Source organism: Paenibacillus sp. J31R30 (assembly GCF_059692115.1).
In genome coordinates, this window is sequence record NZ_JCAUAV010000008.1 from 21,063 (window position 1) to 43,190 (window position 22,128).

Consider the following 22,128-nt stretch of genomic DNA (forward strand, 5'->3'; position numbering starts at 1 on the left):
ATGGATGAGATTACGGCAATGAAGGCACTGACGCCAGCACGGATTGGTGTCTCCCGATCAGGCACTCGGCCCTTAACGAGCGAGTTACTAACCTTTGGTTGGGATCATGCAAGCAGTGTAGATGCCGTGCAAAGTGAGGTGAGTCCTACTTTTCTTACAGAAATGGGATGGCTTATCACCGATTCCTGTGCGGATTCAAAGGATATATATTTAAAGCGTCCCCAGCTGGGCAGGGTGTTGAAGGACGAAAGCAAGCAGGAGATCATAGCGAGATGTCAGCATTCCCCGCAGGTGCAAATCGTAGTATCTGATGGATTAAGTGCAAATAGTGTAGAAGCAAACATGCGAGATCTGTATCCTGCGTTGCTGGATTCCTTACGATTGCGTGGTTTAACGGCGGGAACAACGATATATGTAAATCGAGGACGGGTAGGCTGTATGGATGCCATAGGTGATTTGCTGAAACCAGAATGTCTAGTGCTGCTTATCGGCGAAAGGCCAGGTCTTGTAACAGCGGAATCATTAAGCGCCTACATGTGTTACCAACCAAGAACAGGAAGAACGGATTCGGATCGAATGGTCATTTCGAACATCCATCGCGGCGGAACACCTCCCATGGAAGCGGGAGCTTATATTGGAGGTCATCTTGAGCAGATCCTGACACAACGAACAAGTGGTATCGATTTTAAATAAATGAAGCCCGCCTGCTGAAGCTCTAATTAGATGCTTCAACAGGCGGGCCTATTTGTATAAAGCTCATTGGGGTATAAGTCTTAGTAGAAAGTAGCAAGAATGATGACCAACAGTACATAAAGAACAAGAATTAAGCCTGCAGAACTTCCGTATCCTGGCGTGCCACAACTGCCTACAGCTGACATAGTATCCCCTCCGGTTATCAATGATATGGGTTAAACACTATATAGCATATGACCGGGGGATATCCGTTGATTGGACGAATGCCCGCTATCCGTAGGAACATTCACCCACGAAAAAAGCTGCGCTTGAGAGAATTCTCAAGGCAGCTTTCGTCTACTATTAATTGGGGATATGATACACTTTAATTTTCTGAATGCCGAAGCTTTTTAAGGATTTTCTCGAACCTGGAACAAAGATATCCATTCTCTTTCCTTTAATGGCGCCGCCGGTATCGGTGGCATACACGTACATACCGCCTTGAGGAAGCCCACTAAAAGAATAACCTTCAATATAAAGTTTCGTACCTAGTGGAATTACGGATGGATCAACAGCAACTGTGCCGATCGCAAGCGGGTTGCCCATGTAATCAAAGGCCCCGTATCCGCCATTTTCAGAAGGATCTGCTGAATAAGCTGTGGACTCGAAAATGTCATAGTCAGGTGCATGATGTCCGCCATCTTTGTTTAAAATGGCGATATTGCTGCTAGCATCCCACTGTACAGGGACCCCTGCAGCTGTGGAAAGAAATCGTAGCGGCACATAAACGCGCCCATTTTGAAACTGGGAAGCTCCATCTAAGACGACTGGTGCATCATCAATGCTGGCTTCTTTTTCCCCGGATACCAAGGTAATCGTATGTTTGTTGTTATTTAATGTTACCTTAATTTGATTTCCATCTTTTTGCCAGTTCACGGTATAACCAAGCTTCTCGGTTACGAACCGAAGTGGAACTTGGGTCGTGTGGTTGCCATCCAAAAATGGCTGTGCATCTGGGAAATGAATCAGGTCATCATTGACTTGCACTTTCACTTCCATTTCAGCTGCTTGAGCCGAAAATGGGGAAAGAAAGCCTCCTGCCAATACCGACAGTGTAACGGCAAGGCTAGTTAACCCTTTGGTAAACTTATTCAATTGGTAATCCTCCTTCATGAGCCTTCGAGGTTAGTTGACGGGTTCGGGAAGAAGGTTCTCCCTAGTCTGCTCCAAGCCGAAGCAAATATTCACCCCAAGTATTTCGTCCCCCGTACTAGTGCCTAATTTACGCACCAGACTCGGCTTCAAATATTTTATCATTGCAGACAGGCTCAAACAACGACCAAAATATGGTCGAGATCAAAATACTGGACTTAGGTCTAGGTTCAAAAACAGTCGATAGTCGGTTTTAGACTGCCAGAAATTGAGCTACGATAGGAGTATGATGAAGGATGAGGGGCGATTGACATGAACAATAAGAATCGGGAAATTGATCCTACTAATATATTTGATCGAATTGGCAAAATGGCAGAAACCGTCTGGCAGGAGACCATCGGGAAAACGAATCCAGGTGCCTTTGAGGACAGCACCATAATCAAGCTGGAGGAGCGCTATGACGAGGCGCTCCAGGCAACGATTGGGCTGCGCAGCCATATCGCGCGAGCGGAAGAGATGGCGAAGCTGCGCGGCGAGCAAGCCGAGCTGGCGATGCGCGCAGGCGAAGAGGATCTCGCGCGGCTCGCACTGCAAGAGAAGCTGCGCGAGGAAGCCGCTGGCGAGCACTATCGCGCGCAGTACGCGAGCAGCCAGGACTTGTGCCTGGCGCTCGCAGAGGAACTGCGCGAGCAGCGTGCCCGGCACGCAGCCGAGGCTGGGCAGCCGCGCAGCGGGCTGCACAGCAAAGAGGCTCGCGACACATGGCGCGAGCTGGAGGTCACCGGCCGCGAGCTCGGCCGGGAGGCGCTGCAGGGGCTCCGCGTGGCGGGCCGCCTGTCGAAGGAAACGCTGAAGGAAGCCGGAGGCAACCTTCAGCATGAGCTGCGCGCGCTGCGCAGCAAGCTGCAGCACGAGTGGCAGCAAGAGCAGCGCTCGCGAGATCAGCACAATCAGCACGACCCGCGCAGCAAAAAATAGCCATGATCGTGACCTCCATGAATTGCAAAGCCTTGTCCGATAAGGATTTGCATCTTGGAGGTCGTCCATTCTTATGGTATGCTAGGAATCGTATGAACGAAAGACATGGAGCAGCAGCCAGAGGAGGTGCATCGATGGGAGAAGAAACGAAAAATAACCGCAGCCGGAATACAGCGCTTGTGCTGATTGGAGCCGGTGTTTTTTTGCTTCTGGATCATACCGTAGGCTTTTTTCCCATTATGGCCATAATCCTTATATTGCTGGGCATTCATCGTGTTCGTTCACGCAAAGAACGCAAGGGTTATGTGCTGATGGGGATCGGTGCCGTCATTTTATTTGGTGATCATGTTACAATTGCCATTTCGGTTGTGTTGATTTCATTAGGTTTATTTTTCATTCGATCCAAGCAGGTTCATAAGGATGAGACATATACACAAAAGCAAAAGATTGTAGACAGCATACGCCTCGGCCGAGAGCCTTGGATTCTACGGAATACCTCGACATGGTACTTGGTGGGAGAAACGTACATTGATCTCTCGCTGGCGATTCTAGAACAAAAGGAAACAACAGTCATCCTACAGGGCGTTGTAGGAGATATTGATATAAAGATACCCGATGATATTGGCGTTTCCGTTACAGCTTCCGTGATGTTTGGTCAGCTTCATGTAGCCGAGCAACGTGAGGCAGGTGTGATGAATAAAGTGGTATGGCAATCAGAGAATTACCAACATTGCGACCATCGGGTGAAACTCGTGCTCTCTTTCATCGTAGGAGATATCAAGGTTAAAGTATTGTAACGGCTGGAGGGGGTACATCACCAAGTGGACGGCTACAAGAGACGTTTAACGAATATGATATGGCGCAGCATGGGGGAATCGATCCTCTTTAGCTTCGCTGTTTTCGGCGCTATGCTATATTTCTTGAATTCAAGACATTTGATCGAGCCCTTTGCCAGCTGGCAGCAGGGTGTCAAATTCTCGTTCATGGCTTTATCGATTCTAGGTGTGATTGGGGCGGTGTTCGGTTACTGGAACAGCTCGAAGGTGACTCGCAGACTTGAGCCGATGATGGAGACAATGATTTTATTAGAAAAAGGAACATTTGCCCGAGAAGGCTTCCAAAACGGAGACGATGATGAGATCGGGCGTTTAGGTGAACAACTCAGTCGAATTATGAAGCGATGGGAAGAGCAGGTAACCTCTCTCCAACGATTGTCGAATAGTAACGCTGAGCTTACTGAGAAAGCTAAGCTTACTGCAGTCATTGAAGAGCGTCAGCGTTTGGCACGCGAGCTGCATGATGCGGTAAGCCAGCAATTGTTCGCGATCTCGATGACAGCAACAGCCGTAGGACGTACGCTGGATAAGGATTTCGAGAAAGCGAAGCGGCAAATTCATCTGATTGAAGAAATGGCGTCTGTCGCACAATCCGAAATGAGAGCCTTATTGCTGCATTTGAGGCCGATTCATTTGGAAGGCAAACGATTGTCCGAGGGCCTTGTGGAGCTCTTGAAAGAGCTGGCAGCCAAGGTTCCGATGGCGATCACTTGGGATATGGATGAGGAAATCCGCTTGAACAAGGGGATTGAAGATCATTTATTCCGCATCGTGCAAGAAGCGCTTTCGAATGCACTGCGACACTCTAAGGCGAATAAGCTGGAAGTGAAGCTGCTTCATCGTTCGGATGGCATTCGTTTGGTGATCCGCGATGACGGTGTTGGATTTGAGCTGGATGCGAAGAAACTGACTTCCTATGGCATCGTGTCGATGAAGGAACGCGTGAACGAGATCGGCGGCTCTGTCGATATCATCACAGCACCTGATCGAGGGACACGTATCGAGATTCGAGTACCACTATTAGCGGGCGATCCTCAATTGATCGAGAATTAGCACTGTACATAGAGAGGGAGAAGCGAATGGACGACACCTTAATCAAAGTACTACTCGTCGATGATCATGAAATGGTCAGAATCGGACTAGCAGCTGTCCTCGGGACAGAAGATGGCATAGAGGTTGTAGGCGAAGCGAGCAATGGTCACGATGGTATTCGGCTAGCCACAGAATATCGTCCTGATGTGGTCCTGATGGACTTGGTCATGGAAGGCATGGACGGGATTGAAACGACTAGAAAATTACTGCAATTGTACCCAGAATGCAAGGTCATTGTGTTGACGAGCTTCTTAGATGATGAGAAAATGTATCCAGTCATCGAAGCGGGAGCTTTCAGCTATTTGTTAAAAACCTCGCGAGCATCCGAAATCGCGCAAGCGATTAGAGCCGCGGCCAAAGGGCAATCGATTCTGGAGTCGCAGGTTGCATCGAAAATCATGAACCGCTTCCGCCAACCGAAGCCAGCAGCCGAGCCGCATGAAGAGTTAACGGACCGCGAGATGGAAGTGCTTCGCTTGATCGCGAAGGGCAAATCCAATCAAGAGCTGGCCGATGATTTATTCATTGGTGTGAAGACGGTAAAATTCCACGTCACCAACGTTTTGTCCAAGCTTGGCGTAGAAGATCGCACACAAGCGGCGATCTATGCATTCAAGCACGGACTAGCGGAATAACACAAGGGAGCGATTAGCTTGAATGTAGTCAAACAGATTTGGAGCTGGTTTGGTTCCATTGTGATTTCCTTTGTTTTAGTTGTATTTCTAGGTGTGTTTGTGTTCCAATCGACGCGAGTTAGCGGTCATTCGATGGATCCGACGCTGCATGATAGTCAGCGAGTGTATGTATCGAAGCTTTCACATACCTTTCGTTATGAGCCTAATTATGAGGATATTGTTATTATCGACTCTAGGGTTGATATGAAGCGGACTTTTATCAATGATTTATTGGATAGCCCGTTGCTTAGCTTATTCGTCCGCGGTGATGATAAGCATGTATGGATCAAACGGGTGATAGGTAAGCCAGGGGATCAACTTGAGCTTAAGGATAATCAGATGTATCGCAACGGCGAACTTCTGAATGAGTCTTATATCAACGAGGAAATGCGAGCGAACGGGAACAAAAAGTGGACCGTTCCAGCCGACCATATTTTCGTGATGGGGGATAATCGGAACAATAGCATGGATAGTCGTGTTATTGGATTCATTCCTACTGATCACGTGTTAGGTAAAAAGTTATTTTAAAATGGAAAGAGGCTGTCTCACCAGTAGATGATTCTACGTTGGAGGGACAGCCTCTTGTTTTATAGGCATGGGGGTGGAATAGGTGAATTTAGCTCACATCTTCGTATCCAGCAACAAACCACGCAAAGGAACCGGCATATACGCCCCAAGCTGCGATTGATACTGGCCATAAGGCTTGAGCGGCGAGGAGGATAATTGGAACAGTGAAGCGGAAGGCAGCTGCTGCATGCGATCAATACTGCTGACTAACGAGCTCGCAAAGCTGGTGAGATTCAGCAAGCTTTTGCGATCAATGCCAGTAGGCTGCTTAAGTTGTTCCTCGAAGACCTCAGCTTGAAGGAGCAGCTTCCCGTCATCCTGCTTGGTGATGCCAAGCGCATCCAGTGTGCCCGGCTTAACGGTTCCTTCGAGACCTTGTAGAAGGGCATGACTGACGTAGTCAGGTGAATCCCCAAGTTGATCTTGCAATTCATTATATGTATGAATAAAGTCTTGAACTTTCTGGGCGATGTTGGTTTGAGAATCTTTGGAAGGCGTGTTATTAGGCGAATTCGTGCTTGAAGGAACACTCATGTTGACGAGTGTTTGCGCCGATTGTTTGACGTTATGCGTAGATTGTACGAAGCCTGCTACGTCTTTGGCAGCCGTCTGTGCGAATTGTTTGTAGGGCAGTCCCTCAAAGGGCAAGTCCAGCATTCGCCGAATCGTATTCGACTTACCTCCGGAAACCGCACTTACAGCTCCAACACGATAGTAGTCCTTGTGAGTTTGGTACCTGTTCACAGCCATGACGGATGGATACGCATTGATCATGAAGATCACCTCATTTCGTATACCTTAAGTATATCATTTGCGTAGACTGGGGTAAATTGGTACTTGTGGGGTCAATTGCGGGTTTACCAACATAAGATAGCATTATTGCTTCTTGTGGAGGCGGTGCCATGTGATACGCAAACGTTTGGCTACCATTGACGACGCTGCTATATATCGATTAGTTGTTGAACAATTAGTTCCTTTTTCCAGAATGTATGACTCAGGCAATTCGGTTACTTTCACGGAGATACGTAAACGTTTAAACGCGAATAAAACGTTGGTCATCGCAAAAGGGTACAAACGGCCTTACGGCTTCATTTCGGTTATGCGCAAATCCAATATGCTCTTCATTGATATGCTGGCCGTTGATCCGCGTGAGCAAGGGAAAGGCATTGGACACTCGCTGATGAAAGCGGCGGAGGACTACGGACTTAGTGAGCGTTGTCGTTCGGTTGAGCTCTTTGTAGATGACAGTAACCCGAAAGCAATTCGATTTTATGGCAAAAGAGGGTATGAAATTGATACCTTTGTTCCTGAGCTTAGCTGCTATCGTATGAGTAAGAAGCTCAAGCGTTGAGAACGGGGCTGTAGGTGAGGTAAGCATCCACAGCCTTCATTCTCAATTTGTCTTGTTCAATCGCTAAACATGGCGGCAATGTAGTCGATTTGAATTTCTACGGGACCAGTGGGTCTGGCTAACGCTTCCGGCGCAGGGCCGCCAAAGCGGATAAGGCCGAAGGATGAGAGCTGATCTGGGGTTGTCATTGGAGTCAGGGTCTCAGGTTGAGCTGGCTTCTTTTTCCCCTTCTTCGTAAGCGTTGGCTTTGTGTTTTTGGTGGAAGACTTGAGCTTAGCTTGCCCAGTATCATTTAAGATGAGCTTATTTTTCTCAACGCGACTGACGATCCCATAAAAGTCAGAGCCATTCGCTAAGAAGACATGAACGGGCTTTCCGATAAGACTTTTGCAGTTTTTTTCGGTGATCGGATGAAAGGGTTGCATGGCTAGGAGGCACCTCCGTATTGGTATGTACTGTTAGCCTATGCCATGGGATCGGTAACGGTATAGACGAATGTCTAGTTTCTCATAAGAAAAAGTTATGGGATAAAGTGTCCAGATAAGTTGAATAGCTTGACAATTTTAGGTATGCTAAGCATATTAACTAATTCTAATAGAGAAAGAATGATGAATAGATGAGTGGAGCTGTGTTTTTTATTTTCGGTGCAACGGGAGATTTAGCGAAAAGAAAGCTGTTCCCGGCCTTTTACAGCCTGTATCGGGAAGGTAAATTGGGAGAAAATTTTGCAGTAGTTGGTCTGGCTCGCAGACCGCGGACGAATGAGCAATTCCGTGAAGATGTGAAAAATTCGATTCAAGATTTTGCCCGCTACAAAAATACGGATGCTGCAGAATGGGATAAATTCGCCCAAAGATTCGAATACATGTCACTCGACATTAACAATGTTGCTGGCTTCCATGAACTGAATGCACTGACAGCGAAGCTGGATGAGAAATATCAAACCGGCGGGAACCGTCTGTTCTATTTAGCACTGGCACCGGAGCTGTTCGGTAATGTGTCCTACAATTTAAGTGAAGGCGGCTTACTCAAAACAGAGGGCTGGCATCGTCTTGTGATTGAAAAACCGTTCGGCTACGATTTGCCATCGGCTGAGCGTTTGAATGGACAGCTTCGTCAAGTATTCGAAGAGAAGGATATTTATCGTATCGATCATTACTTGGGGAAAGAAATGGTCCAAAATATCGAGTTCGTTCGTTTCGCGAATGCCTTCTTTGAGCCGCTTTGGAACAATAAATACATAGCGAACATCCAGATCACGTTAAGTGAGACTGTCGGTGTTGAAGAGCGCGGTGGGTACTATGACCACTCAGGCGCCCTTCGCGATATGGGGCAAAATCACATGCTGCAAATGCTGATGATGATGGCGATGGAGCCGCCTAGCCGTCTACATCCGGAAGATATCCGTGATGAGAAGGTGAAGGTGCTGCGCTCGCTTCGTCTGTTCGAAGACGGCGACGATGTACGCGCAAATGTGATTCGCGGTCAATATGCTGGCGGTTCTGCCAAAGGCAAGGCGCTCCCTGCTTATCGTGAAGAGGATTCTGTGAATCCGCAATCGACGACTGAAACTTATTTTGCAGCGCGTGTTCACGTAGATAATTTCCGCTGGGCGGGTGTGCCCTTCTACATTCGTACGGGGAAAAGGCTGCCAGTCAAAACGACCGAGGTCGTTGTGGAATTCAAGAACATTCCGAACAATGTCTACCTGGCTAAGAAGCATGAGTTAGAGCCTAACCTGCTTGTATTCCGTGTGAATCCGATGGAAGGCATTTATTTGAAAATGAACGCGAAGCAGCCTGGTTCTGAAGGTGTGATCGTACCTGTAGCGATGGACTTCTGCCAAAGCTGTCAGATCGGCATCAATACACCAGAAGCTTACGAGCGTCTGCTCTATGATGCAACTCGTGGAGATTCCACGTACTTTACACGTTGGGATGAAGTTGCGCTTGCATGGTCCTATGTGGATCGCATCGCAGCTGCTTGGAGCGAGCAGACCGAAGACCTCAAGCACTATCCTGCTGGCTCATGGGGCCCTGCAGAAGCAGCGAAGCTGCTGAGCGATGATGGATTCAAGTGGTGGCCGATTAACGGCCAGAATGAAGGGGAAGTCGATTGGGAAGCAGTTCAGAAAACAACCGTATTGGCTTAACATAGGGTAGCTCATCCAACAGGCGATTTTGGCCTGTTGGTTTTTTTCATGAAAGGACGAGAAGTCGAAGAAATCGCGGGGATGTCGCCTAGTCTGGACGACGTATATGACACGATTTGTGGTATACTAGTGCATATAGCTGTTTTCTTATTTTTATACACTTGGGGTGCATCGATGTCACGGAGAGCGTTTGTGCGATGGCTGCTGGCCATTGGGGCTGTATTAGTAGGATTAAGTGCTTGGTTTAGTCTGTTAGTTAAGAAAAAATTCATTCCCGAGAATCAGACTGCTGCCGCACCTTTGGCAACTGCTGAGCCTCCTAAAGCAAGTGCAGTACCGAGCCCAGTACCCTCCGAGGAACCTCTGCCTCTTGGCCCGCTAATGTCCTTCTTTATCCTAAGCGATCTTCATGTGACTTCGGGAGATTCACTTCCCAATAAGAAGCTGAGGCTAGCGCTGGATGATGTCACGCATTTCGATGGTCCTGTCGATGCGATTATGTTTACCGGCGATTTGACTGATACAGGAACCGAAGTTGACTATAAGGCATTGCGTGCAATCTTGAATGATTATAAACTTCCACCTATTCATGGGAATATGGGGAATCATGATTATTACACGATTTGGATTAATAAAGCGAATAGCTGGGATCAGGATAAAGTTCCGAATGGCAAGAGCGATGCGATAAGTAGAGAGCAGTTCAAAAAGTTTATGGGCTATACTTCCCTTTATAATGATTTTACGGCAAAAGGACACTCTATCATTCTGCTATCGCAAGAAGCTTACGTACAAGAGAAGCCTGAAGTTGGTGAAGGCGCTTGGTATTCGGATGAACAATTGGCTTGGTTCAAAGGGAGAATGAGCAATTTATATAAGCCAGGAAGACCCCTGTTCGTGATGACGCATCAACCGCTGCCTCCTGTAGGTACGAATGGTGGTTCACACCAGCTCATCCGTGCAATTCAATTCCGTGAGACGCTGAAGGATTATAAAAATGTTTTCGTCTTCTGCGGTCATCGTCATCAGGATTTCCAGAATGGGACACCGCACTATATTCAGGAAACGTTCCATTATTTCCATAATGCCTCTGTAGGGAGAACGCTGAATCGGGCGTACCAGCAAACTGCACAGGATAAAGCACAGGGCATTTATGTGCAAGTATTTGCGGATAAAGTGGTTGTACGCGGCAGGGAATTCAGCACTCGCAATTTCATTGAAGAAGCGAACTGGAGCGTTCCCTTGGAGAAAGTGCGCACTTGATTCCGAAGGTTGTCTATATGTAAAAGAAGAAGGGAATAAACGAACACATGAAAACGCAACTCACAAAACTTCTCGAAACGGAAGTCGCTAAACGACGGACGTTCGCGATCATTTCTCACCCGGATGCGGGAAAAACAACATTAACAGAGAAACTGCTCCTATTCGGGGGCGCCATTCGTCTAGCTGGAACGGTTAAAGGACGTAAAGCGAGTAAACATGCAACATCGGACTGGATGGAGATTGAGAAGCAACGTGGTATCTCCGTAACATCAAGTGTGATGCAGTTCGACTACGAAGGTCACCGCGTCAACATTCTGGATACGCCTGGTCACCAAGACTTCAGTGAGGACACGTACCGTACATTAACAGCCGCGGATAGCGCTGTGATGTTGATCGACGTGGCCAAAGGGGTCGAGACACAGACGAAGAAGCTATTCCAAGTATGTCGTATGCGCGGGATTCCTATTTTCACATTCGTAAATAAATTGGACCGTGAGGGTCGTGATCCTTTCGAGTTGTTAGAAGAGCTTGAAGAAGTGCTCGGCATTCGTTCGTATCCGATGAACTGGCCGATTGGTTCAGGGAAGCAATTCTGTGGCGTTTATGACCGTGGGAAATCGCAATTGGAGCTGTATCAAGGCGATGACCATAGGGAGATTGAAGTCCGTAAGGTTGAGGGCGTTGAGGATCCGTTAGTGAAGCAAATCGCAGGTGAATTCCTGCACAAGCAATTGTGCGGAGATATCGAGTTGCTCGATGTCGCGGGAGATCCTTTTGATATGGAGAAAGTGATGAAGGGTGAGCTTACGCCAGTCTTCTTCGGAAGCGCGGTGAACAACTTCGGTGTGCAGACGTTCCTTGAGAACTTCTTGCAGCTTGCACCTCCACCAGAGCCGCGCACGAGCACAGCTGGTGTGATCGAGCCTACGAGAGAGAAATTCTCAGGCTATGTGTTTAAAATCCAAGCGAATATGAACCCGGCTCACCGTGACCGCGTAGCCTTCCTGCGTATCGTCTCTGGTAAGTTCGAGCGCGGCATGGCCGTGAAACACGTAAGGCTTGGCAAGGACATTAAGCTGGCTCAGCCGCAGCAGTTCCTAGCTCAGGATCGTGATATCGTGGAAGAGGCCTTTCCAGGGGATATCATCGGTCTGTTCGATCCAGGTATTTTCCGGATTGGCGATTCCTTAAGCGAAGGGGAAGAGGTCGTATTCGATGAGCTTCCAACCTTCTCGCCGGAGCTATTCAGCAAGGTGTCAATCAAAAATGCCTTGAAGCAAAAGCAATTCCTGAAAGGGATCGATCAATTAACCGAAGAAGGGATGATCCAGGTCTTCACGACGATTGGTTTCGAGGATATGATTCTCGGCGTTGTAGGCCAACTTCAATTCGAAGTGTTGGAGCATCGGATGAAATCGGAATATGGCGTAGATATTCTCTTGCAGCGTCAGAATTATCAATTCGCACGCTGGATCATCGATGAGAAAATCGATCCAGCTAAGTTCCGAATCAACTCGCAGTTGGTGAAAGATAAGAAAGGGAATTACGTAGGCTTATTCGAAAGTGAATATGCGCTCCGCTCTTCCATTGATAAGAACCCAAGTGCACAGTTCCTAACGAGTGCGCCGTAATAGAAGACATGAAAAAGAGGCTCTCCTGATGGCTTTTCAGGGCAGCCTCTTCTTTCTTTTAATAGTCGCCAACCTTCAGTTGCCTTCATACACTAGGATGGGGTGAATTCGAAGCTGGAGGCTAGGTATGAAGAAGCGGATAAAGAAGCGTATGATTAGGCGTGTAAAGAAGATCACCAAGAAGGCGCTAGGCTTGAGTAGAGCAAGATATGTAAGCAGCAAAATGGGAAAAACCTTGGCCGTCGTGTCGGATGAATCACTTCGCAAGTATGTGCCAAGCACCAGACGTATGACCTCAGCAACCTTACAAGAAATGCTCGATCAATATAAAATGGTCTATGTCAAACCGAATGTGGGGATGTTCGGGAACGGTGTGATCCGTGTCGAAATGGCAGGGGAAGACACAGAACGAACCTATACCTACCAATCGGGTGTCACCATCAAAAGGTTCAAAACATTCGCTGAAATGTTCGCATCTCTCCTCAAACAGACAAGGAAGCGTCCCTATCTGGTACAAAAAGGGATACATTTGTTGACTTATAAGGGGAATCGCTTTGATCTCCGTGTCATGGTGCAGCAGACGCCAGCCCGCAAGTGGGAAACCACTGGCGTTATCGGCCGCGTGGCGCATCCGGCGAAGATTGTGACGAACTTTCATAACGGGGGTACATTGAAATCGGTGGATACCTTGCTTCAGAAGTATTTGCCGCCTAGTGAGAGGAAAGGGTATGTCAAACAGCTGCAAGTGATGGGGGTTCAGGTGGCTAAGGCGATCAACTCGAGGTATAAAGGGGTTAAGGAGATTGGGGTCGATGTAGCCTTAGATAAGGATCTGCATCCATGGGTTCTTGAGGTGAACACAAGTCCGGATCCTTATATTTTTCGGCGATTAAGTGATAAGCGCATTTTTGCGAAAATAAGAAGATACGCCAAGGCATATGGCCGGTTATGAAATCATAACCGGTCTGTTGTCGTACATATGAAAGTTGTGTTCGATGTCGTAGGCAGAAATAGGCGGGCTTAGCAAGAAGCCTTGAATCGTTGTGCAAGTGGTTTCTTTAAGAATATCCAACTGGCCTACGTCCTCAACTCCTTCGGCGACCACTTGGATATTGAGTGCATGGCCGAGGTGAATGATGGCGTTGGTAATGGCCCAATCATTGGAATTACTTTGAATATTTTTGACGAAGGAACGGTCAATTTTGAGGCAATGGATTGGGAATTCCTTCAAATAATTGAGGGACGAATAACCAATGCCAAAATCATCGATCGAGATGGAAATTCCTTTGGCACAAAGTTTATCAAGAACGGAGATCGTCTTTTCCATATTTTGCATAATCGAGCTTTCGGTAATTTCGAACTCCAGATAGGAGGGATGAATGCCGCTTTTCTCAATAATGTGAATCGCTTTATCCGCAAAATCTTCATCTTGAAACTGACATGGTGAAATATTGACGGCAACCTGATAATTGAGCTTATCTTCGGCTAGCCATCGTGCCTTCTGCAGACAGGCTTCTCTTAACACCCATTCTCCTAATGGCAAAATGAGGCCGGATTCTTCGGCTAGCGGGATGAAATCAGCAGGTGCAATCATGCCATGCGTGGGATGATTCCAACGAACTAAGGCTTCAAGGCAAATAACTTGACCCGTTGAAAGTTCAAGACGAGGTTGGTAGAACAACATAAGCTGATTCTCTGTGATCGCTTTTCGAAGGTCCGTTTCCATTTGAATTTGACTTGCAAACCGCGTTTGTGTTGGCATGGGTTGAAAGGTAATGAGTTTATTCTTGCCTGTTTGTTTGGCAATCAGGAGCGCTTGCTCGGCTTGGTTGAAGGCTTGTCCGACATTCTCGGGTGTTATCGTTAGGGCACTCAGACCGAAGCTTGCACTTAGGAAGCAGTCCTGACCCTGATAGGTAAAAGGGGAACTAAATACGTTTTGAACACATTGCAGATCAACTTGAAGTTGTTCCTGCGTGTCTGCCCGAAGAAGAAGTGTATATTCATCATCGCCAGATCGAACTACAAGATCAAGGTGATCTAATAATTTCAATCTGCGGCTTAATTCTTGTAATAGACGATCACCACATGCATATCCGAGTGAAAAATTCACTTGGCGAAAACGATCTAAATCGAAAATAAGAAGTGCACGTACGTGAGAATGTGATAGATGATGATGCCTCTGAACAGCATGCTCTAACTGAGTTAGGAGCTGCCCTCGAGTGTGAAGACGAGAGATCTGTGACCTGCTCTTGAGAGCTTCGATCGTTGTAGACGCAGTGAACTGAAGATGGCGCCAGATTGCTTTCATTTGCTATCACTCATTCCCATCTCATAGTTGTCCCAATACCCTTTATCATAAAGCCCGGAGAGGAGATAAACAATATTAAGAGTTTGCTTTTATGACAAAAAATGGGTATTTTTTTCGTATTTCTTTATGAAAAATTTATGAAAATGTCGAAAAATGACGAAAGCTAGAGATGATGGAAAAATAGGAATTTGTATTGACAGAAACAGCCATTGAATGAGAAAATGTACGCGTGTACATAATGCGTGAAAATGAGCGGAAGGGAGCCTATCCACATGGTAACGAGAAAAGAGGTTGCTGAGCTTGCCAAGGTATCAGAGGCGACCGTCTCTCGTGTGTTCAATGGACTTGGTCCGATGAAGCCTGCAACCAAAGCACGTGTACTTGAAGCGGCGAAAGTACTTGGATACCACCCCAATGCGATTGCGCAAAGCTTCGCTCGAAGAAGAAGCGGCAATCTGGGTGTAGTGCTTCCGTATATGCCGAAGGTGCATCTGTTTTCCGCCTATTATTTTGCAGAAATCCTGAGCGGGATTGGGGAGCAGGTAAGGGAGCAAGGCTATGACTTGTTGTTGTCCCTGCTGACACCAGATGATGATCTGGATTATGGAAGATTATACCGCTCGCAAAAGGTGGATGCCTGCGTGATTCTGGGGGCTCGAGATGTCGAATCCCAGCGAAGCTCATTGCTGCAGTTGCAGGAGCAGGGACATCCATTCTGTTTGGTCAATCAACGATTCGAGGGGCTATCCTTCCTCGAGGTAGATGCAGATCATGTGGAGGGGAGCTATCAAGCCGTACGTCATTTGCTGGATGAAGGCTACCGCAAGATTGCTTTTCTCAATGGATCTCCGCAGTATTCGAATTCCTTGGATAGACTTCATGGGTATCAAAAGGCCATGCTGGAGGCCGGCTTAACGATTGATCCAGCGCTGCAGTTAGAGGGGAACTACAGTCGTACGAGCGGGTATGAGGCAGCGGCAAACCTGTGGGAGATTCGGGATCAGGTAGAAGCCATATTTGCGGCTAATGATCGAATGGCTATCGGGTTGATGCAGGGTCTTCGGGAGCGAGGTTGGATCGCGGGGCGGGACTTTGCTATTATCGGGTGCGATGACTCGGATGCTGCGAAGCTAAGTGATCCACCGTTAAGCAGCATTAAGGTGCCTTTTTTTGAAATGGGGAAACAGGCGGCACGTGCTGTACTAGCAAGCGTCGGGCAGGGGAGCAGCGAGGTTCAGCTGCAAATGAAGCTGCCGACGGAAGTGAAGATACGGCAGTCATCGAGGCGTGAACAGCGGTTGAAGTGAGATAGCATAAACACACTTTGGGGAGGCGTGAATTCGGTGAAGAAAACATTTAATATCGGGATGATTGGCTATAAATTTATGGGAAAAGCACATTCTCATGCTTACAAAGATTTACCTATGTTCTTTCCGCAGACGGCGATTCCGAAGATGAAGCTCATCTGCGGTCGTGACGAGAACGGTGTTCGTCAGGCTACGGAGCAATTCGGCTGGGACGGGTATGTAACAGATTGGCGCGAGCTGGTGACGAATCCCGATATCGACGTCGTCGATATCAATGCACCAAGCGATGCGCACAAGGAAATTGCATTGGCGGCGGCGAAGGCCGGCAAGCATCTCTTCTGTGAGAAGCCGCTAGCACTGACCCTTGCGGATGCAAGGGAGATGCTGGAAGCGGCGGAAGAGGCTGGCGTGAAGCACATGGTCGGCTTCAACTATCGCTTCGCGCCTGCGGTGCAGCTGGCGAAGAAGCTCGTCGAGAGCGGACGTCTCGGGCAGATCTACCACTTCCGCGCGTGGTTCCTGCAGGACTGGATCGTTGATCCGACATTCCCGCTGGTATGGCGCTTGCAGAAGGAGATCGCAGGCTCAGGCTCACATGGCGATTTGGGAGCGCATCTCATCGATCTTGCGCACTTCCTCGTTGGCGATATGACCGAGGTGATCGGGATGAGTGAAACGTTCGTGAAGGAGCGTCCGCTGCCGACATCCATGACAGGACTTAGTGCCAAAGGCAGCAAAGATGCACCGCATGGCCCGGTTACCGTCGATGACGCGACGTTATTCATGGCGCGGTTCGCCAATGGCGCACTAGGCAGCTTCGAGGCTACACGGTTTGCACCTGGGCACCGGTGTACAAATTCTTTTGAAATTAACGGCAGTAAAGGCAGCGTGAAATTCGATTTCGAGCGATTGAATGAATTGCAGGTTTATTTTACAAGTGATGATGAGGATGTTCAAGGCTTTAGACGGGTGCTTGCAACAGATGCCTCACATGCCTACATGGATGCTTGGTGGCCGGCAGGACATACGATTGGCTATGAACATACATTTGTGCATGAAGTTGTCGAGTTGATGACAGCGCTATCAGAGGATCGTCAGCCGGTTCCGAATTTCGTCGATGGCGTGAAATGCCAAGAGGTGCTGGAAGCCGTAGATCAATCGATCGCGCAGCGCCGTTGGGTGAGTATTAGCGAAGTATAAAAAGGGACTTTGAGATAGAGAGGAGCACGTTTCAGATGAGTCAGAAACAAGCATTGATTGTATGGGGTGGCTGGGATGGTCATCAACCCGAGGAGGTTGCGGGGATTTTTGCAGGTTTGTTAAGGGAAGAGAACTATGAGGTGGAAGTTTCAGATACGTTGGACAGCTTCCGCGATGAGGAACGCTTGGCTGTTATTGATCTTATTGTTCCAGTGTGGACGATGGGTAAAATCGAAAAAGAGCAGCTAACGCCTTTAATTAACGCGGTCCAAGTTGGCGGATCAGGGATCGCAGGCTGTCATGGCGGGATGGCCGATTCCTTCCGAAATGAAGTGAATTATCAGTATATGGTTGGCGGCCAATGGGTGGCACATCCGGGAAATGATGGTGTTACCTACACAGTTCGTATGAAAGATAGCGAGCAGCCTTTGACTGCAGGTATCGGTGATTTCGTTGTAGTTTCGGAGAAATATTATATGCATGTTGACCCTGCGATTAAGGTTCATGCGGTGACAGACTTCGATGACGTGGAGATGCCGGTTATTTGGACCAAAACATACGGAGCGGGCAAAGTGTACTATAACTCACTCGGTCATCAGGCTAACATTGTTCGTATGCCAGAAACGTTGGAATTAATGCGACGCGGGTTGCTATGGGCGACACGCTAATCATAAGGGGGAAGTAATCGGATGAAGAAGATGAAGGTTGGTATCATTGGTTGTGGGAATATAAGCGCAGCTTATATGAAAAACATCCCGAAATTTGCACATTTGGAATTAGTCGCTTGTGCAGATATTGATGTAAGCAGAGCGCAGGCGCGTGCAGAAGAGTTTGGAATTCCTCATGCGTATACCGTGGAACAATTGCTTAGCGATCCTCAGGTGGACATTGTCATCAATTTGACCATCCCTGCAGTGCATGCGGAGGTATGTATTCAAATCCTTGAAGCGGGCAAACACGCTTATGTAGAGAAGCCGCTTGCCGTTACTCGTGAAGAAGGACAACAAATTCTAGAGGTTGCGAAGCGCAAAGGACTGCTGATTGGCAGTGCGCCAGATACATTCCTTGGTGGAGGTATTCAAACAGCCATAAAGCTTATCCAGGATGGCTGGATTGGTAAACCAATTGCCGCAACTGCTTTCATGATGGGCAAGGGGCATGAGCACTGGCATCCGGATCCAGAGTTTTATTATGCCAAAGGCGGCGGTCCGATGTTCGATATGGGCCCGTATTACTTGACTGCTCTAGTGGCTTTGCTTGGACCGATTCGTCGTGTTACGGGTTCAACGGGAGTAAGCTTTCCAGAGCGTACAATTTCAAGTGAGAAGAAGCGCGGGCAAAAAATTATCGTGGATACACCGACTCACGTTGCAGGGGTATTAGATTTCCACAATGGAGCGATCGCAACGCTTGTGACCAGCTTCGATATTATGGCTGGCACGCAACTGCCACACATTGAAATCTACGGCAGTCATGGCTCTTTGAGCGTTCCTAACCCGAATATTTTCGGAGGGGAAGTACTGATTCGCAAGCCTGGTTCCGCCGCTTATGAACCGATCCCGCTTTCACACGGTTATATAGACAATAACCGCGGCTTAGGTGTTGCTGCAATGGCGCAAGCATTGCTAACAGGGGATAGTTCAGAACACCGTGCGAATGGCGAGCTGGCTTACCATGTACTTGAAGCGATGCATGGCTTCCATGATGCCTCCGATACCGGACAGCATTATGTGATGCGCAGCAGCTGCGAGAAGCCGGCAGCCATGAATCCGTATACAGTGCTGTAAGAGATTAATCCTCCTCGTGGATGCGAGGGGGATTTTTTAAATTGGAGGACAGGAAATAGAACATCTAAGAGTGCTAAATTTAATAAGTGGAATAACCTCTTTTATATATAGACAAGGGCATATGGAGGGGGGGCAATGATTAAGCAAGCTTCGACTGCTTATCATACGAGCTAAGGAATGCCGCAGCATCCCTCAGCCAGTTTTGGTTATTTTGAAAAAGCGATGGTCGATGGTGATGGATTGATTTCACTCGAGATGTGCTTTGAGTGTTTCGACAAGCGTATCCTGCGTACTTGCTTCTGAATGCTGCCATATGATTTCAAAAAGCACACCAAGTCCGGGCAAAACCTTCTCTTCTCCGCCGATGGAATCTTCGATAACTTCCTTAAGCTCATCGCTTGATTTGTTATGAACCCGCTGGTGTATGGCTTGTCTAAGGGTGATATTCATTCGAGGACCTCGCTTCCATTTCATTCTCGCTATTAATATGTACAGATGAAGTTGGCTTCATCCTTTCCACACTTCGCCAATGCTCGGTTGGGAAAGTGAGCTACAGGCCCTAAGTATGATATAATGGGAGGTATTCTTGGGAATATGGAGGATCGTGAGCGGTGAAAAAACAATTTGCGATTATCGGGATGGGAAGATTCGGCTCCGCCGTCGCCAAGACGTTAGCACAAGCAGGGTTCGAGGTTCTAGCCATCGATCAGAATGAAGAAACCGTGCATGATATTTCCGCCTTTGTAACGCATGCTGTACAAGCAGATTCTACAGATGAGGAAGCATTGCGGGCATTGGGGATACGCAATTTTGATGTGGTTGTTGTGGCGATTGGGGAAGATATTCAAGCGAGCATTTTAACTACATTGATCCTCAAAGAATTGGGCATAGCTACGACGATCGTAAAAGCAGTGAATGATCTCCACGGCAAGGTTCTCAAAAAAATTGGCGCTGATAAAATCGTCTATCCAGAACGAGATATGGGACAGCGTGTAGCGCATCATATGATTTCGTCAAAATTTATGGATTACATAGAGCTCTCGGTCGACTACAGCATTCTGGAGATCAAGGCATCTAAGCTGATGATTGGCAAAAGCCTGCGTGATCTCGATATGCGTGCCAAATATGGCTGTAATGTGATTGCTATTAAACAAAATGAGCATATGATCATTCCACCTAGTGCGGAAGAACCCATTAAACAAGAAGATATTTTAGTGATTGTAGGTAAAAATTCGAGTCTTCAAGCTCTTGAAGTCACTTTTGCGGAGTAGGTATATTCATGAGGAATTCATACATAGAAATCATGTCAGTTCAAAATACGAGAGTCAAAGACTGGGCTCAGCTTTTAGAGCGTCGAGGCCGAGATAAGCAAGGGAAATATATCATTGAAGGTTACCATTTGATTGAGGAAGCATTGAAAGCTGGGGCACAGGTGGAGGTCATTCTTTTTCTTGCGGAAAAAGGATTACCTGCGGAGCTAGCAACGCTTGCTGAAGGATCGCACATCGAGTGGGTCGCTGTCAGTGCAGCTGTACTGGCCAAATGCTCCGACGCACAAACGCCGCAAGGCGTAGTGGCCATTGTAGCTCGGCCACAACTAGGCATGGACGAGCTGCTTGCCGGCGAGCACGATTTGGTTGTGGTCTTGGACGGCGTCCAAGACCCAGGCAACCTCGGCACGATCATCCGCAGCGCGGATGCCGTCGGGGCCAAAGCTGTCGTGCTCGGCCGCGGCACGGTCGATCTATACAATCCCAAGACGATCCGCTCGACGATGGGATCGATGTATCATCTGCCGATTGTCGAGGCAGATCTGGCAGAGCTGCTGCCGCGGGCGCGTGAGCGCGGCGTGCAGCTTGTCACGACGAGCCTGCAGGCGCAGGGCTCGTGCTACGACACGGACCTGCGGCAGCCGACGTGGCTGATTCTCGGCAACGAGGCCAAGGGCGTGTCGCCGGAGGTTGCTGCGCAGTCGGACGTGAAGGTCATTATTCCGATGCAGGGCAAAGCGGAATCGCTGAACGTCGCGATGGCTGCGACGGTTTTGCTGTTTGAGACAGCGAGGCAGCGGATGACGAGATAATTGAAGATGTCCCGATGTGAGTGAGGCTCAAAGCCTTGAAACATCGGGATTTTTTTATTTTTCTATCACTCCTTGCTCTTACTGGTGAGGAATTTAATTAAGTGGATATCGGATATGAGCGAAGGGGAAAATATAAAAAAAGTGGATGTCACACATTCTAATCGCCAATTGTCTTTATAGTGTAATTCGAAAAAAACATGACAAGCCCTTATTTAAAACGATAAATTAGGAGGAATTAACATGAAAATTGTAGTTATCGGCGGTAGTGGACTTATTGGAAAAAAACTTGTAAACAACCTTCGTCAACTTGGTCACGAGGTAGTAGCGGCATCACCTTCTTTAGGGGTTAACACGATCACAGGTGAAGGGCTCGCTGAAGCGCTTAGCGGCGCTCAGGTTGTCGTCGATGTGTCAAACGCGCCTTCATGGGAGGACCAGGCAGTTATGGAGTTCTTCGTTAAGTCGAACACGAACCTTCTTGCTGCTGAAGCAGCGGCTGGAGTAAGTCATCATGTTGCATTATCGGTTGTTGGTACCGAACGCCTTCTCCAAAGTGGGTATTTCCGCGCGAAAATGGCGCAAGAAGAGCTAATCCAGAATGCCAAGGTTCCTTATACGATCGTCCGCGCGACACAATTCTACGAATTCATAGGGGGCATTGCCGATGTGGCTACAGATGGGGACACTGTTCGTTTGCCTTCTGCTCTTATGCAGCCTATCGTTTCGGATGATGTTGCAGCCGCGCTAGTCGATTTCACTCTTGCGGCGCCAGTGAATGGCCTTGTCGATGTAGCTGGACCAGACCAGATTCGAATGGACGAACTCGTTCGACAATATTTTAGCGCAACGAAAGACAAACGCCAGGTTGTCACTGACGCCAAAGCGCCTTACTACGGCTCGGTAGAGGTGAATGATCAATCTCTCGTTCCAACGGGGGGGAACGCCCGAATTACCACAACGCATTTTAAGGATTGGCTTAGCCGTTCTGTAGTTCAAGTGTAAGGAAGTAAAGAGAAAAGCTTGTTAGAACTGAAGGAGAACCGGCAACGTCGGGTCTCCTTTTTTTTTGTGACAA

Annotated in this window: 24 protein-coding genes and 1 riboswitch; of the genes, 18 read left to right on the forward strand and 6 right to left on the reverse strand. The window is 47.9% G+C overall.

Features of this window, described 5'->3' with window-relative positions:
- Positions 1-693, forward strand: coding sequence for an ethanolamine ammonia-lyase subunit EutC (gene eutC / locus AC58QO_RS23170; RefSeq protein WP_497269659.1), 693 nt, complete (start codon positions 1-3; stop codon positions 691-693).
- Between the two features lie 80 nt (positions 694-773).
- On the opposite strand, the gene AC58QO_RS23175 is transcribed toward eutC, so the two are convergent.
- Positions 774-878: a YjcZ family sporulation protein gene (locus AC58QO_RS23175; RefSeq protein WP_497269661.1), complete on the reverse strand. Its 105-nt coding sequence runs from the start codon at positions 876-878 to the stop codon at positions 774-776.
- A gap of 157 nt (positions 879-1,035) precedes the next feature.
- Positions 1,036-1,827, reverse strand: a complete 792-nt coding sequence (locus AC58QO_RS23180; protein WP_497269662.1) for a stalk domain-containing protein — start codon at positions 1,825-1,827, stop codon at positions 1,036-1,038.
- Between the two features lie 4 nt (positions 1,828-1,831).
- Positions 1,832-1,983: riboswitch (cyclic di-AMP (ydaO/yuaA leader) on the reverse strand.
- Between the two features lie 153 nt (positions 1,984-2,136).
- Between AC58QO_RS23180 and AC58QO_RS23185 the strand changes: the two genes are divergently transcribed.
- From AC58QO_RS23185 to lepB, 5 genes are all read left to right on the forward strand, one after another.
- Positions 2,137-2,802, forward strand: a complete 666-nt coding sequence (locus tag AC58QO_RS23185; RefSeq protein WP_497269664.1) for a PspA/IM30 family protein — start codon at positions 2,137-2,139, stop codon at positions 2,800-2,802.
- Positions 2,803-2,936: 134 nt separating this feature from the next.
- Positions 2,937-3,599: a cell wall-active antibiotics response protein LiaF gene (liaF, locus tag AC58QO_RS23190; protein ID WP_497269666.1), complete on the forward strand. Its 663-nt coding sequence runs from the start codon at positions 2,937-2,939 to the stop codon at positions 3,597-3,599.
- Positions 3,600-3,623: 24 nt separating this feature from the next.
- Positions 3,624-4,691, forward strand: a complete 1,068-nt coding sequence (locus AC58QO_RS23195; RefSeq protein WP_497269667.1) for a sensor histidine kinase — start codon at positions 3,624-3,626, stop codon at positions 4,689-4,691.
- A gap of 26 nt (positions 4,692-4,717) precedes the next feature.
- Positions 4,718-5,365, forward strand: a complete 648-nt coding sequence (locus AC58QO_RS23200) for a response regulator (RefSeq protein WP_497269669.1) — start codon at positions 4,718-4,720, stop codon at positions 5,363-5,365.
- A gap of 18 nt (positions 5,366-5,383) precedes the next feature.
- Positions 5,384-5,932, forward strand: a complete 549-nt coding sequence (gene lepB, locus AC58QO_RS23205; RefSeq protein ID WP_497269671.1) for a signal peptidase I — start codon at positions 5,384-5,386, stop codon at positions 5,930-5,932.
- 93 nt (positions 5,933-6,025) lie between these two features.
- On the opposite strand, the gene AC58QO_RS23210 is transcribed toward lepB, so the two are convergent.
- Positions 6,026-6,745 carry a hypothetical protein gene (locus AC58QO_RS23210; protein ID WP_497269673.1) on the reverse strand — a complete coding sequence of 240 codons (720 nt, stop codon included), beginning with the start codon at positions 6,743-6,745 and terminating at the stop codon, positions 6,026-6,028.
- Positions 6,746-6,875: 130 nt separating this feature from the next.
- On the opposite strand from AC58QO_RS23210, the gene AC58QO_RS23215 reads away from it, so the two are divergent.
- A complete protein-coding gene (locus AC58QO_RS23215; RefSeq protein ID WP_497269675.1) occupies positions 6,876-7,322 on the forward strand; it encodes a GNAT family N-acetyltransferase in 447 nt (148 codons plus the stop codon).
- A 56-nt stretch (positions 7,323-7,378) separates the two neighbouring features.
- On the opposite strand, the gene AC58QO_RS23220 is transcribed toward AC58QO_RS23215, so the two are convergent.
- A complete protein-coding gene (locus AC58QO_RS23220) occupies positions 7,379-7,747 on the reverse strand; it encodes a hypothetical protein (RefSeq protein ID WP_497269677.1) in 369 nt (122 codons plus the stop codon).
- Positions 7,748-7,938: 191 nt separating this feature from the next.
- Between AC58QO_RS23220 and zwf the strand changes: the two genes are divergently transcribed.
- The 4 genes from zwf to AC58QO_RS23240 all read left to right on the forward strand — a co-directional run bounded on the left by zwf (position 7,939) and on the right by AC58QO_RS23240 (position 13,317).
- Positions 7,939-9,474, forward strand: coding sequence for a glucose-6-phosphate dehydrogenase (gene zwf, locus AC58QO_RS23225; RefSeq protein WP_497269679.1), 1,536 nt, complete (start codon positions 7,939-7,941; stop codon positions 9,472-9,474).
- 48 nt (positions 9,475-9,522) lie between these two features.
- A complete protein-coding gene (locus AC58QO_RS23230; RefSeq protein ID WP_497269681.1) occupies positions 9,523-10,734 on the forward strand; it encodes a metallophosphoesterase family protein in 1,212 nt (403 codons plus the stop codon).
- A 47-nt stretch (positions 10,735-10,781) separates the two neighbouring features.
- Positions 10,782-12,365, forward strand: a complete 1,584-nt coding sequence (locus AC58QO_RS23235; protein WP_497269683.1) for a peptide chain release factor 3 — start codon at positions 10,782-10,784, stop codon at positions 12,363-12,365.
- A 127-nt stretch (positions 12,366-12,492) separates the two neighbouring features.
- Entirely contained in the window at positions 12,493-13,317 is an 825-nt protein-coding gene (locus tag AC58QO_RS23240; protein WP_497269685.1) for a YheC/YheD family protein, read from the forward strand.
- Here AC58QO_RS23240 and AC58QO_RS23245 read toward each other — a convergent pair.
- Entirely contained in the window at positions 13,312-14,676 is a 1,365-nt protein-coding gene (locus AC58QO_RS23245; protein ID WP_497269687.1) for a putative bifunctional diguanylate cyclase/phosphodiesterase, read from the reverse strand. The genes AC58QO_RS23240 and AC58QO_RS23245 overlap by 6 nt on opposite strands.
- A 272-nt stretch (positions 14,677-14,948) precedes the next feature.
- Between AC58QO_RS23245 and AC58QO_RS23250 the strand changes: the two genes are divergently transcribed.
- Genes AC58QO_RS23250 through AC58QO_RS23265 form a run of 4 tightly spaced genes read left to right on the forward strand, consistent with a single transcriptional unit; the run spans position 14,949 to position 18,970 of the window.
- Positions 14,949-15,983: a LacI family DNA-binding transcriptional regulator gene (locus AC58QO_RS23250; RefSeq protein WP_497269689.1), complete on the forward strand. Its 1,035-nt coding sequence runs from the start codon at positions 14,949-14,951 to the stop codon at positions 15,981-15,983.
- Positions 15,984-16,043: 60 nt separating this feature from the next.
- Positions 16,044-17,183, forward strand: coding sequence for a Gfo/Idh/MocA family protein (locus AC58QO_RS23255; protein WP_497270018.1), 1,140 nt, complete (start codon positions 16,044-16,046; stop codon positions 17,181-17,183).
- Positions 17,184-17,218: 35 nt separating this feature from the next.
- On the forward strand, positions 17,219-17,851 hold the full coding sequence (locus AC58QO_RS23260; RefSeq protein WP_497269691.1) for a ThuA domain-containing protein: 633 nt from the start codon (positions 17,219-17,221) through the stop codon (positions 17,849-17,851).
- Between the two features lie 21 nt (positions 17,852-17,872).
- Complete coding sequence (locus tag AC58QO_RS23265) at positions 17,873-18,970, forward strand: Gfo/Idh/MocA family protein (RefSeq protein WP_497269693.1); 1,098 nt, start codon at positions 17,873-17,875, stop codon at positions 18,968-18,970.
- Between the two features lie 246 nt (positions 18,971-19,216).
- Here the strand turns inward: AC58QO_RS23265 and sspI are convergent, their stop codons facing one another.
- Positions 19,217-19,420: a small acid-soluble spore protein SspI gene (sspI, locus tag AC58QO_RS23270; protein WP_497269695.1), complete on the reverse strand. Its 204-nt coding sequence runs from the start codon at positions 19,418-19,420 to the stop codon at positions 19,217-19,219.
- 161 nt (positions 19,421-19,581) lie between these two features.
- Here sspI and AC58QO_RS23275 point away from each other — a divergent pair, with 161 nt between their 5' ends.
- From AC58QO_RS23275 to AC58QO_RS23285, 3 genes are all read left to right on the forward strand, one after another.
- Entirely contained in the window at positions 19,582-20,241 is a 660-nt protein-coding gene (locus tag AC58QO_RS23275) for a potassium channel family protein (RefSeq protein ID WP_497269697.1), read from the forward strand.
- 8 nt (positions 20,242-20,249) lie between these two features.
- A complete protein-coding gene (locus AC58QO_RS23280) occupies positions 20,250-21,053 on the forward strand; it encodes a TrmH family RNA methyltransferase (RefSeq protein WP_497269699.1) in 804 nt (267 codons plus the stop codon).
- 240 nt (positions 21,054-21,293) lie between these two features.
- On the forward strand, positions 21,294-22,055 hold the full coding sequence (locus tag AC58QO_RS23285) for an SDR family oxidoreductase (protein ID WP_497269700.1): 762 nt from the start codon (positions 21,294-21,296) through the stop codon (positions 22,053-22,055).
- Positions 22,056-22,128: the final 73 nt, after the last annotated feature.

Coding starts and splice junctions, on each gene's coding strand:
- AC58QO_RS23210 (WP_497269673.1), bottom strand. CDS start 6,745: ATGATCAATGCGTATCCATCCGTCATGGCTGTGAACAGGTACCAAACT.
- AC58QO_RS23265 (WP_497269693.1), top strand. CDS start 17,873: ATGAAGAAGATGAAGGTTGGTATCATTGGTTGTGGGAATATAAGCGCA.
- AC58QO_RS23240 (WP_497269685.1), top strand. CDS start 12,493: ATGAAGAAGCGGATAAAGAAGCGTATGATTAGGCGTGTAAAGAAGATC.
- AC58QO_RS23250 (WP_497269689.1), top strand. CDS start 14,949: ATGGTAACGAGAAAAGAGGTTGCTGAGCTTGCCAAGGTATCAGAGGCG.
- sspI (WP_497269695.1), bottom strand. CDS start 19,420: ATGAATATCACCCTTAGACAAGCCATACACCAGCGGGTTCATAACAAA.
- AC58QO_RS23200 (WP_497269669.1), top strand. CDS start 4,718: ATGGACGACACCTTAATCAAAGTACTACTCGTCGATGATCATGAAATG.
- AC58QO_RS23280 (WP_497269699.1), top strand. CDS start 20,250: ATGAGGAATTCATACATAGAAATCATGTCAGTTCAAAATACGAGAGTC.
- AC58QO_RS23230 (WP_497269681.1), top strand. CDS start 9,523: ATGAAAGGACGAGAAGTCGAAGAAATCGCGGGGATGTCGCCTAGTCTG.
- eutC (WP_497269659.1), top strand. CDS start 1: ATGGATGAGATTACGGCAATGAAGGCACTGACGCCAGCACGGATTGGT.
- AC58QO_RS23185 (WP_497269664.1), top strand. CDS start 2,137: ATGAACAATAAGAATCGGGAAATTGATCCTACTAATATATTTGATCGA.
- AC58QO_RS23235 (WP_497269683.1), top strand. CDS start 10,782: ATGAAAACGCAACTCACAAAACTTCTCGAAACGGAAGTCGCTAAACGA.
- AC58QO_RS23175 (WP_497269661.1), bottom strand. CDS start 878: ATGTCAGCTGTAGGCAGTTGTGGCACGCCAGGATACGGAAGTTCTGCA.
- AC58QO_RS23245 (WP_497269687.1), bottom strand. CDS start 14,676: ATGAAAGCAATCTGGCGCCATCTTCAGTTCACTGCGTCTACAACGATC.
- zwf (WP_497269679.1), top strand. CDS start 7,939: ATGAGTGGAGCTGTGTTTTTTATTTTCGGTGCAACGGGAGATTTAGCG.
- AC58QO_RS23285 (WP_497269700.1), top strand. CDS start 21,294: ATGAAAATTGTAGTTATCGGCGGTAGTGGACTTATTGGAAAAAAACTT.
- AC58QO_RS23260 (WP_497269691.1), top strand. CDS start 17,219: ATGAGTCAGAAACAAGCATTGATTGTATGGGGTGGCTGGGATGGTCAT.
- AC58QO_RS23255 (WP_497270018.1), top strand. CDS start 16,044: ATGATTGGCTATAAATTTATGGGAAAAGCACATTCTCATGCTTACAAA.
- liaF (WP_497269666.1), top strand. CDS start 2,937: ATGGGAGAAGAAACGAAAAATAACCGCAGCCGGAATACAGCGCTTGTG.
- AC58QO_RS23220 (WP_497269677.1), bottom strand. CDS start 7,747: ATGCAACCCTTTCATCCGATCACCGAAAAAAACTGCAAAAGTCTTATC.